At 54.8% G+C, this 14188-nt stretch carries 12 protein-coding genes; 7 read left to right on the forward strand and 5 right to left on the reverse strand.

Annotated features, from left to right (window positions below; translation table 11 throughout):
- Window positions 1-8: 8 nt before the first annotated feature.
- Both G6R38_RS26500 and G6R38_RS26505 read right to left on the reverse strand, forming a co-directional pair.
- A complete protein-coding gene (locus G6R38_RS26500; RefSeq protein ID WP_206028746.1) occupies window positions 9-2537 on the reverse strand; it encodes a PSD1 and planctomycete cytochrome C domain-containing protein in 2529 nt (842 codons plus the stop codon).
- A gap of 2 nt (window positions 2538-2539) precedes the next feature.
- Window positions 2540-3019: a hypothetical protein gene (locus G6R38_RS26505; RefSeq protein WP_166831794.1), complete on the reverse strand. Its 480-nt coding sequence runs from the start codon at window positions 3017-3019 to the stop codon at window positions 2540-2542.
- 181 nt (window positions 3020-3200) lie between these two features.
- On the opposite strand from G6R38_RS26505, the gene G6R38_RS26510 reads away from it, so the two are divergent.
- A complete protein-coding gene (locus tag G6R38_RS26510) occupies window positions 3201-3743 on the forward strand; it encodes a sigma-70 family RNA polymerase sigma factor (protein ID WP_166831795.1) in 543 nt (180 codons plus the stop codon).
- On the forward strand, window positions 3740-5335 hold the full coding sequence (locus G6R38_RS26515; protein ID WP_166831796.1) for a FecR domain-containing protein: 1596 nt from the start codon (window positions 3740-3742) through the stop codon (window positions 5333-5335). The genes G6R38_RS26510 and G6R38_RS26515 overlap by 4 nt, the downstream gene beginning before the upstream one ends.
- An 87-nt stretch (window positions 5336-5422) precedes the next feature.
- On the opposite strand, the gene G6R38_RS26520 is transcribed toward G6R38_RS26515, so the two are convergent.
- The 3 genes from G6R38_RS26520 to G6R38_RS26530 form a co-directional block, all read right to left on the reverse strand.
- On the reverse strand, window positions 5423-5635 hold the full coding sequence (locus tag G6R38_RS26520; RefSeq protein ID WP_166831797.1) for a hypothetical protein: 213 nt from the start codon (window positions 5633-5635) through the stop codon (window positions 5423-5425).
- 463 nt (window positions 5636-6098) lie between these two features.
- On the reverse strand, window positions 6099-6476 hold the full coding sequence (locus G6R38_RS26525) for a hypothetical protein (RefSeq protein ID WP_166831798.1): 378 nt from the start codon (window positions 6474-6476) through the stop codon (window positions 6099-6101).
- A gap of 250 nt (window positions 6477-6726) precedes the next feature.
- The gene (locus G6R38_RS26530; RefSeq protein ID WP_166831799.1) at window positions 6727-7224 is read right to left on the reverse strand and encodes a plasmid pRiA4b ORF-3 family protein; all 498 of its coding nucleotides are present in this window, start codon (window positions 7222-7224) and stop codon (window positions 6727-6729) included.
- Between the two features lie 157 nt (window positions 7225-7381).
- On the opposite strand from G6R38_RS26530, the gene G6R38_RS26535 reads away from it, so the two are divergent.
- From G6R38_RS26535 to G6R38_RS26555, 5 genes are all read left to right on the forward strand, one after another.
- Window positions 7382-7951, forward strand: coding sequence for a sigma-70 family RNA polymerase sigma factor (locus tag G6R38_RS26535; RefSeq protein ID WP_166831800.1), 570 nt, complete (start codon window positions 7382-7384; stop codon window positions 7949-7951).
- The gene (locus tag G6R38_RS26540) at window positions 7951-9645 is read left to right on the forward strand and encodes a FecR family protein (protein WP_166831801.1); all 1695 of its coding nucleotides are present in this window, start codon (window positions 7951-7953) and stop codon (window positions 9643-9645) included. The genes G6R38_RS26535 and G6R38_RS26540 overlap by 1 nt, the downstream gene beginning before the upstream one ends.
- Entirely contained in the window at window positions 9642-9953 is a 312-nt protein-coding gene (locus tag G6R38_RS28310; protein WP_206028747.1) for a hypothetical protein, read from the forward strand. Before G6R38_RS26540 ends, G6R38_RS28310 begins: the two co-directional genes overlap by 4 nt.
- Before the next feature lie 203 nt (window positions 9954-10156).
- Complete coding sequence (locus G6R38_RS26550; RefSeq protein ID WP_206028748.1) at window positions 10157-12718, forward strand: DUF1588 domain-containing protein; 2562 nt, start codon at window positions 10157-10159, stop codon at window positions 12716-12718.
- A 35-nt stretch (window positions 12719-12753) separates the two neighbouring features.
- Window positions 12754-14043 (forward strand): DUF1552 domain-containing protein, encoded by a 1290-nt coding sequence (locus tag G6R38_RS26555; RefSeq protein WP_166831803.1) that lies wholly within the window; start codon window positions 12754-12756, stop codon window positions 14041-14043.
- Window positions 14044-14188: the final 145 nt, after the last annotated feature.

Raw genomic sequence — 14188 nt, forward strand, 5'->3', positions numbered from 1 at the left:
CTACCGGTTCAATCCAGGGTGCGGAACTCGGCTGTACTCATCAAAGCCTGACAGTATGCCGAAAGCGGAGTCGATGAGGCCGGCGTCTGCTCGATGACTGACTCCGTTCGACCACGTCCGAAACGGCCTCGGCGACGGGAGTTTTCTGTGAATCGACCACTGTCACCACGAGGCGATGACGAGAGAAAAGTTTCACCGATTTTGACTTCTCTTGCAGTTGGCTCTCGACCGAACAACAACAGGTACGCTTCCTGAATCCGTTGGTCTTTCGGTAGTTCATTGAGTTTGCCTGCCAATGCATCTGCTTGAGTTTGCACGAACTCGTTGTTCAACAGGTACAACGCTTGCAGCAGGCTTGAGGTTGTTTGACGAGTCCCAGTGACGAAGCTGGAGTCGGGAGCGTCGAAGAGTTCCAGCATTTCTGGGAGGACACTTCGCACGCGGGGCAGGTAAACCGAACGAGTGTCCGCATCGATCGCCCGCAGCACGGGTTCGAAGACATTCTGACCGACGTTGCCTTCGCCCACTTCCCGAAGATAGGTTCCGAGCGGTCGCGACATTTCCAGCTTGCCCGAGGCGAACAGCATGGCATCCCGAATCGCTTCACCTTCGAGCCGATGCTTATTCATTCGCCATAGGAACCGGTTGTCCGGATCAGTTGCGAAGTTCTTTTCGTTGTAGCTGGATGAGAGTTGGAAAGTCCGCGAGAGAGCGATTTCACGAACGAGTGATTTGACGGACCAGCCATTCTCGATGAGTCGCAGAGCGAGATAATCAAGAAGTTCAGGGTGAGTCGGACGGTCCCCGGCGACACCAAAATCGTCAGTCGTGCGGACCAGCCCACGACCAAACATCCAATGCCAGATTCGATTGGCCATCACGCGGGCGGTCAGCGGGTTCTTGTCCGAGGCGATCCAGTTCGCAAGTTCGATTCGCCCACTCCCGGAGATATTCGACGGGAACCGATGCCGACCTGACGGGGTGAGCACCTGTAGTAATCCGCGAGGCACAATCTGAGCGGGTTTGTCGAGTTCGCCGCGTAACAGCAATCGAGTCATCAGCGGTTGATCCCGATCCTGAACGCCCATCGCGAAAACGCGTGGCTTGCCACGGTTTGAATACGCTTGGAGGGCTGCTTCGGTTTCATCACGTTGCGACCGGAGACGACGCAGCGTCCCACGAAACACATTCTCGCCACCGCGGATTTTTCGCATCGCCTCTTCGACGGCGTTGGCAGCTTGATCCCGTTCCGCCACCAAGGCCGCATATTCCCCGGCATCGAGATCTGGGGTTCCGGGGGGCGGTCCCATTCCGGTCAGATCGAGAAGTGTCGTTGCTTGCCGAGCTTGCGCTTTCAGTAAACCGTAGTGCGTCTCGGTGGAACGAAAAATCCCCGCCAATGCATAGTAATCTGCCTGCGGAATGGGATCGAACTTGTGATCGTGACAGCGGGCACACGCGACGGTGGTGGCGAGAAACGCACGAGTTGTCGCATCGATTTGTTCGTCAACGAGGTCCGCGAAGAACTGTTGTTGATCTTCTTCTCCAACAAGTTTCACGCCGTTCGTGAGAAAGCCGGTCGCAATGACCTGCTCCGCCCATTCCGCATCGTCAGCGATCGGCAACAGGTCCCCCGCGATCTGCTCGCGAACGAACTCGTCGAAGGGTTTGTCGTTGTTGAACGCATCGATCACATAATCTCTGTAGCGCCAAGCGTGCTGATAGAGGTTGTTCTGATCGCCCCCTGTCGATTCGGCATAGCGAGCAACGTCTAACCAATGACGTCCCCAACGCTCGCCATATTGAGGCGAAGCCAGCAGTTCGTCGATCAATGCCAAAAGCACTTCTTGACGTTGCAGAAAACTTTCGGTCCTCTCGATGGCATCCGTCCACGTCCGGCTCTCATCTGGCGTCATCGGTAGACCCGTGAGCACGAAACTGAGTCGTCGAACCAACGTTGCTGCATCGGCATCCGCAACGGGAGTTAGTTGCTGGCGATCAAGTTCCGCGATGATGTATCGGTCAACCTCGGTTTGTGCCCAAACGTCACCCTCATTCGCGTTCGGTTCTCGATGAACCGGCGACTGATACGCCCAATGATTGCGGCCAGCATCAATGTCGATTTGGGAAGTCACAGCGGGACTGGGTTTGATCACACGCGGGTCCGGGGCTCCCATTTCAATCCAGCGACGGATGTCGTGGACGGTCGATGCTGGCAGCTTTCCCGATGGGGGCATCTGCGAAACATCGTCTCGATACAACAGGACTTGATAGAGCAAGCTATCATCAGGCTTTCGCGGAACCAACGCTGAGCCGGAGTCGCCGCCGCGAAACAAGGACTCACTTGTATCGACCTTCAAGCCTCCCTTCGCCTTGCCAGCCTGAGTCGAATGACACCCATAACAGTGCTTCAGGAAGATCGGACGAATCTTGGATTCAAAAAACTTCACTCCCTCGGAGTTGGCAGGTTGTGCAAACGCCCAAGTCGGGAATGTGACGATAGACATCAGAAAGGCGAGCCACGAAAACTGGTTCACATTCAGTCTCCCTGTTTCTTCATCGGAGGTCTTTTAGGACGGATTGCGATGACCGACACGCCCGCGGCTGTCGTTGCGGTTTGATTGATGTCGGCTTGCGGCGTGATCACGTTCACTTCTGTTATGACCCGATTCGCGGTCACGATGCGTGCCGGCAACGGCTGAGTCATTTTCAGAAAAATGTCATTCCGCAAACCACCGGCCAACTCACCGAGTGCGCGAAACTCGAACGTCCGGCGTTCCTTCATCGCCGTCGTGATTTTCGCAGTCACCGGCACCGAAACGGCGACCATTTGTGCTGCCACGTTTCGCGACCCTCTCCGTGAACCGCGTCGCCCTTGCATTCCCGATGGGGATCGACCAGCTTGATCGACGGAGACCAGAAGTCGATTCCCACTCACGCGATGAATCGTCACAAAGGTTTCTTCCGCATTGGTGGTGCTGGTTATGGCCAGTACCATCAACAAGCTTGCGTATTTCATGGAGTCGCCTCGCATCTTTGCGGAACCATAGGCCGAATGATTGCCTCAGTGGTATTCGTACCGAGCCGTTCGCATTGCCCGCGAGATTCGAGAAAAAAAACAGAATTAGAGAAAATCTTGGGGTAATCGCGACGGGACGGTACGACCACATTGACGAGGCACGGCAATCGGAAGGAGACCGATGACAAGTGATGATTCAGAAAGTTCATCCACCGACGAGTTCGTCAAACAACTCGCGAAGCATCGGCATGCGCTCTTTGCGTTCATCCTGAAACAGGTCGTCAACCCAGCCGACGCCGAAGATATCTTTCAGAAAACAACGGTTGTGCTCTGGCGAAAGATGGATCAGTTTGAAGCGGAGGGAAGTTTTTTCCACTGGGCGTGTGGAATCGCCTTCAATGAAGTCCGCAACTTTCTCAAAACACAGCGACGCAGCCGACTTCATTTCGATGCCGATCTAATGGCTTTGATCGCAGCCGAATCCGAGGAAGAACACTCACTCTCTGAATCTCGCCGGGTGGCCTTGGCGGTTTGTCTGGCTCAACTCCACGATCGACAACAAAAACTACTTCGGCTTTGCTATCTGGGCACTGAGACGATTTCGGAAGTTGCGGAATCGTTGGGCCAGCGTCGTGAAGTGATCTACAAGCAGCTCGCTCGATTGAAGCAAAAGCTGTCGGCGTGTATTCGCCAGCGGTTAGCTGCGGAGGGGGTGAAGTCATGAATCACGATCGACTTTCCGAACTCATCGAGAACGCCATTCAGGACGAGATCACTCCTAGCGAGCACGAAGAGCTTCAGTCGATCCTGAAACGCGATCCGGAATCTCGCCGTCTCTATCGAGAAAGAATGGACATCGAAGCCGCCTTGCGAACGTGGGCCGAAGAAGGCAGCGAAGCGGACCACGTTCGCACCAACTCCGTCGGCTCCCTATTGAATCGTGAACCGCGTTTGAGGTCCGTTGCCGTCGTTCTTTCGAGCCTAGCTTGTCTTGTTGTTGCAGCAGTGTGGTACGTGACTAGTCACGGAGACCGTCCATTTCCAAATGGTCAGCCGGGACCGCTGGTCAACGCTTCCGATGATGGACGGTTCTTCGGAAGTCTCCGCTTGAGCAATGATGGCCGATGGGCAGAGATCGAGAGGTCGAAACAACAACGATTCCGTGAAGATCATGTCACTCTCGAAACAGGGGTCGCCGAGCTCCTGTTTGATTCCGGCACGAACCTCGTTCTCGAAGCCCCATGTGAACTAGCGGTGCTTTCAGCAGATGCGGCTCGCTTGATTCGTGGGAGTGTGTACGTCAATGTCACCGATCGCTCGAACGGGTTCGTTCTGGAGACACCCGAAACCACGATTTACGATGAGGGAACTGAGTACGCGGTGGCTCTCGAAGAATCGGCGACTGAGGTGCATGTGTTTGAGGGAAGCGTTTTCTGTGTTTCCGATGAGGGGCCGTCGGCAAGCGAAAACTTGGTTGAGGCCGGTGAAGCCTACCGCTTTGATCGCCGAACTCCCGGACCGCCCGGTCGTGTTCCGTTTGGTCAACGAAAGTTTGTCAGACAACTGGATGCCGAAATCCAACAGACCGCAGGCGACGAGCTCCTCGCCTATGATGGTTTCGAGAACATTGCCGGGCGAATCAGACGTGGCCGAAGCGGCTTCGGTTGGGACGGTGGTTGGACAGCAATCGGCCGCAAACGAGGCCCCCTCGCCGAAGTTGTTCCAGCACCATCCGGCACCGTCTTTGAAGTCGATCGCAACGAACGAATGTGCCTCAAACTGTCCGACTCCAATCTCCGTCGAAAGTTCAATACGTCAAGAGAGTTGAACGCTAGTCAACCAATCTATATTAGTTTCTTATTGGATCGGAATGAGATTGTCGCTGAACAAGACTCGTTCGCTTCTTTTCGAATTTCCATGGAACCGAAATCGGTTTCTCATCGACGACGTTTTCCCATTGTCACTTTCGGAATCTCTTCCGAAGGGTTTCCCTATGTCAACTGTGCTGGAAACATCGAGCAAACAGCGATCCATCTCCCCCAGAACAGTACGCTACTCATTGTTCTCAAGATGTCCTTCGACGATGAAACAAGCAGTGTCGCTGCCAGAATCTACCAGCAGGATGAAACGGTCAACACATCCGAACCAGACGCTTGGACGCTTCAATGTGACTCGCCAGTTCCGTTCCAGGAGTTAGAATCAATCCGACTTTCGAGTAATGGAGTAGGGGATTGGCTGGTTGACGAGCTGCGCATTTCGACCAGCTGGTTTGCCGCAGTCAATGGCAACTCAGCAAGGCAGTCGAGGAAGAAATGAGACATCGAAACACTCCTGGCAACCCAAAGACCATTCCATAGGTCTCCTACAATCATCACTCGCCACCTCCGCAATCAGTCATCCTCTCTAAAGTGATGCGGCTGCCGTGCCTTCCAGCGTTTCGCCATCGCACAGTGCTTTCCACTCCGGTTCGGGACTGTCGACCCACTCCATGCACGAAGCGGGGATCGTCCGCGTCATCCGGTCACGCTTCGATTTCGCCCGAACCCCCATATGCAAAATCTTACTCACGTGAGCCGTGTAGTAGCTGCGATTTTGGAAATGCTGTGGCCAAGTCACCCGATCGCCAATCGCCAATCGCCTTCTGCGGACTGAAGTAACCGAGAACGCCGGTGTCGCATAGATAGTAGCCTGACAATAAACACGCTCACGAAGGTCTACAGGATGCGTCCTGGCAATAGGACCGCATGAAACGCGGTGCTCATCGCGGCCAAGCGGTCGATGTTGGGCCCGAAACAGACGGTGTTGCCGGAGCAGGAGCGCATGTTCGAGGCGAGATCATCTCAGATGAAACAAGACGCGTTGCGCTAGTGTTTTGAGCGTCGTCCACAAATATCATTTGGCCACGGGCCCTGTGAGTTATCACAACCACAATCGAGCAGACGAAGGCGATTGAGTGAGTCATCGCTGTTCCGGCAGCCTGCACAGGTTGATTTCCAAGTCGGCAAAATGAAGGGAATGGAGAAGAAACCGCAGCATCTCATCCAGCTTTTGTTGCGGTTCTATGGCTGTCGTTGCATTGTTAGGAGAGATCGTCAAGCAGGCTGAGAAGCGGCCAACCGAGAGTGAGCATCAGCAGGACGATCAATGCTAACGGAATGCCGTAAAGGATCAACCAACGGCTTCCGCGGGAGTGCGTCATCGTCAACGCGACGACGGCCGCAATGGCGATGAGGACAAAAGTCGGTCCCATGAACCGCAAAACGAAAACCGTCAATGGACTGATTTCGACATCGAAGTCCTCGAATAGCCTACGAAAACGCGGCAGCCCCCCGAAAACAGCGACCGCCAATCCCAACCACATCACCGCCCCAAACGCATACCGAAATATGCTGAGGTATCGAGGAACGGCTTCGTCGCCGATTTCATCCGAGGAATCGGCACTTTGATTCGTCACCATGTTTGGGCACCCGACTTTGACAGAGACGCATTGATATAATCCTCAGGGAGTGGTCCGCAAGAATCAAGGACACGGAAGTGACACGAACGAATCTGCGTCTTATTTTGCCGGGAAGCGTTGGACATCGTCACAGATATGGCTCCCCGCGAGAATGTGTTCGAGACCGCATCGAGGAGAAAGAGTCGCCAAAGTCACCACGTGCGCTACAATCTTCCATTCGCATCATCCCCGAGGCGAGCGATGACAGGTGTCAAAAAATCTTGCGGAGGTCTTGATTGATATCGGCCCGAAAAAACATCTCCGGATCATACTTCCCAATCCATTTTGTGAGCTCCTCGTGTCGCTCGTGGTCGAGATCAGCGATTGCCTTCAGGAAATCTTCGTAGTCCCCAATGCCACCAACATTTTCCGGTGGACAGGCACGCTCCCCGTCGGTGCACCGGGGATAGGTGGTTTTAGGTACTGCGGCATGAGTTTCTTCCAGCTTGATCGCATATTGCCAGCCGTCGCTGAAATCATATTCGTAGATGAACGTCGCACGCTGTCCGGCTGGTGTAATGACATCGCTGAGTTGCACGCCCCGTTCGTCCATCATGTCAATTCCCATGGCCCGGTCCATTGGGTCCGGGATGCCGTATCGCCGTGGTCCGATTTGAAAGCGGTGCAGATGGCAATCGAACCAGCCCATGGCGACTTGAATGATGTCGTGGGCGGCGCTTTTTGTCGTTGCGTTTATGCGTCCATGCATCCGATTCGTGTCTTAATCGATCTTCTGTACTAAAAGCCGTTCCATGGCAAGTGGCTCTGACGGAGAAATCGCAGTTACATATTTTCTGGGGTAACCGTCATCGAATCGCTGCTATCTCTGGGTCATACTGGGGTTTCTGCAGTTTCTTGAGGCGTGAATGGACGGATCAACCAGTTTGGACGAGTACATTCGGCGTGTCGTCGATGGAGATCTCAACGCTTTCGCGGAGATTGTCCGCGTTTACCAGAGGCCGGTCCGCGCGTGGATTGTGTCTCGATGTCCGCCGGGCAGTGATGCGGACGATGTGGCTCAGAAGACATTTGTCGTGGCGTTTCATCGAATTCAAGAGTTTGAAGTCGGAACTGATTTTCGTGCTTGGCTGTTCACGATTGCTCGCTTTCAGCTGATGGCCGAATGCACGCGATTGAAGCGTTTGGCGGATTACCACAGCCGGTATGTGCCACATGCACTCAGTCAGGAACTAGATCGCCGTGCGGCAGAGGCCGCGGAGGAGCCGTCACGTTTGACACATCTGCGCGAATGCCTGAAGCAAATTGAGGACAACGCACGCGAGGTTCTCGATTGGCGTTACACCAGTGAGCTCCCGCTGGCCGAGATCGCCCAGCGGACGAATCGAAGTGTTGGGGCCATCATGAAACACTTGTATGTTCTGCGACAGAAGCTGCACGAATGCATCGAACAGAAACTCGCTGAGGAGGCAGGCTAGTGTCTCAGCAATTTGAAGAACTATGGACGCTGTTTCTGGAAGGTGAACTCGACCAAGTTGGGTTGGCCTCGTTGCAACAATTGTTGGACACTGATTCTGAGCTGCTTCAGCGGGCAGGCGACCTGTACGAAGAGCATCGTCTGCTTGGGTTTGCGTTACAACCCTTTGACGACGAGCGATTCGTCGAAGCTGCAGTTGCGACAGTTGAAAACGACGGCCAGCAATTCGTCGGCGACGTCATCTCGGAACTTCAAGGAAGGCCATCCAACGTTGCTGCAAGGAAAGAGGCGACGGGTTGGCAGCGTTTTTTTCTCGCTGTCGCGGTCGCAGTTTTCATCCTTGTTAGCGGACTGACTTGGTACTTTGTCAATCAGATTGACGATCCGGCGAGTCGTAGTCTTGTCACGGAGCCAATTGCAAAAACCGAAATGCCAGTCCGTTACGTCGCGACCATGCTGCTTGAGGACAAATGTGAATGGAGTTCAAGCGAATCGCCTACCGAGGGGCAACGTCTCTCAGCGCGATCCCTCGATCTGAAAGCGGGCATTGCAGTAATTCGGTTTGATGGCGGCGCTGAGCTTGTGATGACAGGGGAAACCTCTCTGCGACTCCATTCCGCCGGTAGTGCTGGATTGTTGTTTGGCGATGTCGTCGTCAGGGCGGAGGCAGGTGCGGAAGGGTTTGTTCTCAAGACGCCAACTTGCGAAGTGATCGATCTTGGAACTGAATTCGCGGTCAAAGTGAATCGCGTCGGCGACACGGAAGTGCATGTGCTCGATGGGCAAGTCAGCTATCGCCCAATCGAAGCTGCCGATGAACTCGTCAGGATATTGCAGGCCGGTGAGGGGATCGCTATCGACAAGGACGGTCGCCCACGCGCCGTTCCGATGAATCCGCCACGGTTTCAAGAGTTCATCCGGCGGGTCAATCCACGCACACGTTCTGACCTGCTGACTGCCTATGAAGGATTCAACTATTCGCCTGGGATTTTGCCATTGAAAGAAAGCGATGTGGGAATCGGCTGGACCGGACCATGGCGAAAGCGTGTGGCTTCCGAGCGGACGAGGCCTTACGACGCCCCTTCTCCTGATCACCTTGAAATTGTTCACGGCCAAATGAATGTCCCCTGGCCAGTGCCAGGCGGTCGGCTGGGAGCATTGAAGCTAACCGGCGGGCGGGTCTACTACGTGCGTCGGCTGAAGACGGCAATTGAACTCGGTCGCGAAGACGTGACGTTCCTGAGCATGATGGTTCGCGAAATGGAACGCGCCGATAGGGACAGCGACACCAAGGAACGTTTGCGTTTGACGTTTCGTTCTTCACAGGACTACGACGGTGAATTGGTGAGTTTCGGACGTGACGCAAAGTTCCGTCCTGTCGTTAGCACAGGTGGCGGGGTTTGGCACACCAGCCCGATGACATTGCCGACAGGGCAAACAACGCTTTGGATCGGCAAAATCATCTCACACAAGAACGGAGACGATGAAATCAGTTTTCGAGTTTACGGCGAAGAAGACGCTTTGGAGTACGCCGAACCCTCAACCTGGCACGTCGTGACTCGCGACGTGGATCTCGATGCTCGGTTGGATCTGGTCTTGCTCAGCAGCGAGGGAACGACGGATCGTATCATCGACGAACTACGAATCGGGCCAACATGGCGAAGTGTAACTCCGATCATGGGAAACGAAGAATGACTAACGTGAACTGGCAACTCATCACAAGACCAAACGTCATGACGAATCGAAAATCGAAGACATCGCACTACCGAGTGTTACTACGATCCTTGGCGTCATGTGCCCATCGTCTTGCGATTCTCGTGCTTGCCTTGTCAGCTCCCGCTTTCGCAGCGGACAAGCCCAACATTCTGTTTATCGCCGTTGATGATCTGCGTCCAGAACTTGGCTGCTACGGTAACAAAGCGATCACACCGAATATCGATCGGCTGCGCGGGAGAAGCAGTGAACTCGTAACACATGACTGGCCACCGTGTCATTCCAAGTGAGTTCCTTTCAAACGAAATGAACAACGTGATTCCGCAACCAACACAATCGAAACCAAAAGCGTCCGCTACCCCTAGAGGCGGATAACTACCGTTGCTCATACTCTAAAGTTTCCAGGTAACCGAGTGGCCGGAAGTGCTATGGAATTAGGAAGCACATCCGCCAACGCGTGCAAACGCTCTGGCACGGCTCAGGAGACTTGATCGTGAAAACAACCGTTGCTCTTTCGTTTATGAGCATCTTGCTTACGGCTCCGCTACGGGGCGAAGTCCCGTCGAAGATCGCTGAGTTTGTTGAGAAGCATTGCCTCGACTGCCACACGGGAGAGGATTCCGAGCGAGGGTTTGACTTGGAATCGCTGTCGTTCCGGCTAGACGATGTCGATGTCCTTGCCGATTGGGTCAAGGCGGTTGACCGCGTTCAACGAGGCGAAATGCCACCGGAAGACTATGGCGAACCGGAATCAAATGAGATCGAAGAGTTTATAGACTATCTGCGGCCTCGATTGATTGATGCGGAGCGAAAGCGATACGCAATCGAGGGCCGCACGACCGTGCGGCGGCTCAGCCGCGAAGAACATATTAACGCCCTTAAAGATGTTCTCCATTTGCCTAAATTGACTGCGGGGGAGAAACTGCCTCCCGATGGGCTGTCGGATGGCTTTGGCAAGTCGTCCTCGGCCCTGCCGTTCTCACACATCCAGATCGATCGTTACCTGGAAGTTGCGGACGAAGCCGTTCGCGCTGCCATGGCTCCCGGACTCAAGAAACCTGCCAAGCAAACGCGACACGTCTGGATTTCGGACATCAAAGGCGAGACTTTCAAGCAGACATTCGGGAATGCGAATGGCCAGCCGACGTTAATCCTCAGCAAACAGTCCCCGTTTCTATATCAGAACCTCAAGAGCGGTAGTGGAATGCCGATTCGGGGTCGAAGCGTTGACGACACGTTCGAAAACTGGCCCGGCAACTTCGCGAAAAGGACGCCGGGTTTTGTGCTTGATAAGGCTCCTTACATCGATGCAGTTGGGGTCCTCAGTCACGGTACACAAACGATCGGCCGCGACTTCAAAGCAACCCACGATGGGTGGTATCGCATCCGAGTCGGTGCTTTCACGTTTCGGGCAAATCACGGGAAAGTCGAACCGACAACACGCACCGAAGTCGTCGCGTTTTATAGCGACACTCGACTGCTGGGACATGTTGATGTTACTCCGCAAGCGGAGGTGCACGAGATCGAAGCCTGGCTGAACGCCGGCGAAACGGTCAGCGTGACTGCGGCGTCTCTGCCTTTATGGAGGATTGAACCGAGGGACAAGAAAACAGGCTTGAGATATCCCGTCGTCGATGTTCCGGCAGTGGCGTTTCAAGGGTTTGAAATGGAAGGTCCACTCTTTGATTCCTGGCCGCCGCCGAGCCACCGGCGGCTGTTCGGCGATCTTCCGATGCGGCCAGTGGATACGCTGGACGATTCGGGTCTCGATTACGAAGTCGTTTCAAAGAACCCAGAGGTCGACGCGAAACGGTTGCTCACGTCATTCATGGCGGACGCCTATCGACGTGAGATCGCACCAGACGATTTCACTATTCCGATGGCGACATTTCGACGGCGACTGGCCGAGGATGCATCTTTTCAGGAAGCGATGCTTTCTGCCTACACGGCGGTGCTGAGTTCGCCGCATTTCGTTCTGGTGCCAATGGATCCCGGGCCGCTGCCACCTCACAGACTGGCGGACCGCCTGGCGTTGTTCCTGTGGAATTCACCATCCGACGCGGAGTTGAAAAGGCAGGTGGCTGCGGCTTCTCAGACCGAGCTTCCGAAAATCGTCGACGCGATGATTGATGACGCTCGTGCCACACGGTTCGTCAATCACTTTACCGATCACTGGCTCGACCTGAAAAATATCGGGACGACCGAGCCTGATGAGAATCTTTACAGCGGATTCTCACCGTGGCTGAAGGAATCGATGCTCAAGGAAACACGAGCCTTCGTACTGGCGATGCTGCGCGACAATCTTCCCGCGAGTAGCGTTTTCGATTCCGATATCGTCTTTGCTAACGGCGCACTGGCAGAACTCTACGGAATCGACGATATCAGCAGCGGCGAAGTCCAGCGAGTCAAGCTGCCCAAAGACTCCCTGCGTGGTGGACTGGTCACTCAGGCCAGCCTGTTGAAGGTCAGTGCCAACGGTACGACGACGTCGCCGGTCGTGCGCGGCGTGTATGTCATGGACCGCCTGCTGGGCGATCCGCCTCCGCCGCCACCGGAAGCCGTTCCGGCCGTCGAACCGGATCTGAGCGGCGCAACTACGATCCGCGAATTACTGGCCGCTCATCGCGAGGACGCGGCGTGCGCTGCCTGCCACAAGAAGATCGATCCACCCGGCTTTGCACTTGAAGCGTTCGATGTCATGGGGCGTTTCCGGGAGCGATATCACTCGCTGGAAAAGGGAGAATCTGTGAAGGGGCTGAATCGTCGAGCCAAGCCAATTCAATTCAAGCTCGGGCTTCCAGTGGATGCCGCCGGCGAACTGGCGGGTCAGCCATTCATGAATATCGAAGACTTTCGACACCTTGTGCTGAAGGACAAACGCGCGATCGCTCGCAACGTCCTGCAGCGACTGACTATTTATGCAACGGGTGCTCCGATCGGCATCTCTGACAGAAATATTATCGAAGGCATCCTCGACCAGACTGCGGCGGATGGCTTTCGACTGCGTTCCATGATTCACGGACTGATCCAGAGTCCTTTATTTCGCAACAAGTAGAACACAATTGCATAAATCCTAACGAGGCTCCAAGTATGAAGACTATTCATTTTTCTTCCGGCAAACACATACGGCGGCGATCGATACTGAAGGCAGCGGGCGTCTCATTGGCGCTGCCGTGGCTGGATGCCATGCACCCTGCATTCGCGAAAGAGGAAACGAAAGCCCCTCCTCGGAGGATGATCGCGATCAACGTCGACTTGGGTTTTATGTCCGATCGTTTTTTTCCAAAGCAGCCCGGCCGCGACTATGAATTCACTGAGTATCTGAAAGAACTTGCTGAGTTTCGAAATGACTTCACTGTCTTCTCCGGACTGCATCATCCAGGAACGGGAGGCCAACACAATTCCGATCGCTGTTTCCTGACGGCTGCAACGCATCCAACTCGACCGGGATTCAAAAATACGATCTCGCTTGATCAACGGATGGCTGATGAGATCGGCTTCCAAACTCGTTGGCCATCGCTGGCGTTGCGTGTCGGTCCGGGATCGAATTCGTTGTCTTACACAGCCGATGGTGTTCGTGTGCCCGCCATCGAACGTCCCAGCGACGTTTACAAGGCGTTGTTCGTGCAAGGCAGCCCCGAGCAGGTTCGCCAGCAGGTGCAGCGTTTGCGGAACGGCCAGAGTCTGATGGATCAGTTCGCCAGCGAGATTCGAAGGTTGAAGAAGGATGTTGGGGGTTCTGACCGCCAGCGTCTGGATCAGTACTTCAATTCGTTGCGTGAACTTGAAACGCGTTTGGAAGCTCAGGAAGCGTGGGCGAACACTCCGAAGACTTCCGTCGATGCTCCAGTTCCGAAAGACAACACGTCACCCGGCGGGCTTATTCCGAAGTCCCGCATGTTGTACGACATGGCACGATTGGCATTGGAAACCGACTCCACGCGTGTCATTACGATCCTGGTCAACGAAACCTTCAATCCAAAAGTCGACCTGCCCGGTGTCGACGTCCCTCACCATGCCCTGACTCATCAGGCGTCACAGAAGGGCGATGAGCTCGCCATTATCGAACGTGCGCAAATGAAGTGTCTGGCTGGTTTGCTGGCCGGCCTTCGAACCGCCGAGGAAAACGGCCGCACGCTGTTGGACAGTACGATGGTTCTGCACGGCAGTAACATTGGCGATGCCGCCCGGCATGATGGCTACAATCTGCCGGTGTTGCTGGCTGGTGGCGGCTTCAGACATGGATCACACCTGGCGTTCGATCGAAAGAACAACGAGCCGCTGGCAAATGTGTTTGTCAGCATGCTGCAGCGGATGGGGATCGAGGACGAAAAATTCGCCAGCAGCACTGGAACGATTCGCGGATTGGAGTTGGGATGAAACCTCTCAAACTTCGTACGAAGAGGGATGCTGATGAATTCGCTGATCAACCGCCGCACTGCAATTCGCGGGCTAAGTGCCATCGCAGGCTGCGTCACAATGCCGTCCTTGTCAATTTTCGCTGCTGAACCCGTTGAGCGAACGG

The organism is Thalassoroseus pseudoceratinae (genome assembly GCF_011634775.1).
Taxonomy (GTDB): domain Bacteria; phylum Planctomycetota; class Planctomycetia; order Planctomycetales; family Planctomycetaceae; genus Thalassoroseus; species Thalassoroseus pseudoceratinae.

What these genes read in the sequence shown, in the direction of transcription:
- G6R38_RS26505 (WP_166831794.1), bottom strand. Translation starts at nt 3,019, where the DNA reads ATGAAATACGCAAGCTTGTTGATGGTACTGGCCATAACCAGCACCACC.
- G6R38_RS26510 (WP_166831795.1), top strand. Translation starts at nt 3,201, where the DNA reads ATGACAAGTGATGATTCAGAAAGTTCATCCACCGACGAGTTCGTCAAA.
- G6R38_RS26515 (WP_166831796.1), top strand. Translation starts at nt 3,740, where the DNA reads ATGAATCACGATCGACTTTCCGAACTCATCGAGAACGCCATTCAGGAC.
- G6R38_RS26525 (WP_166831798.1), bottom strand. Translation starts at nt 6,476, where the DNA reads ATGGTGACGAATCAAAGTGCCGATTCCTCGGATGAAATCGGCGACGAA.
- G6R38_RS26530 (WP_166831799.1), bottom strand. Translation starts at nt 7,224, where the DNA reads ATGCATGGACGCATAAACGCAACGACAAAAAGCGCCGCCCACGACATC.
- G6R38_RS26535 (WP_166831800.1), top strand. Translation starts at nt 7,382, where the DNA reads ATGGACGGATCAACCAGTTTGGACGAGTACATTCGGCGTGTCGTCGAT.
- G6R38_RS28310 (WP_206028747.1), top strand. Translation starts at nt 9,642, where the DNA reads ATGACTAACGTGAACTGGCAACTCATCACAAGACCAAACGTCATGACG.
- G6R38_RS26555 (WP_166831803.1), top strand. Translation starts at nt 12,754, where the DNA reads ATGAAGACTATTCATTTTTCTTCCGGCAAACACATACGGCGGCGATCG.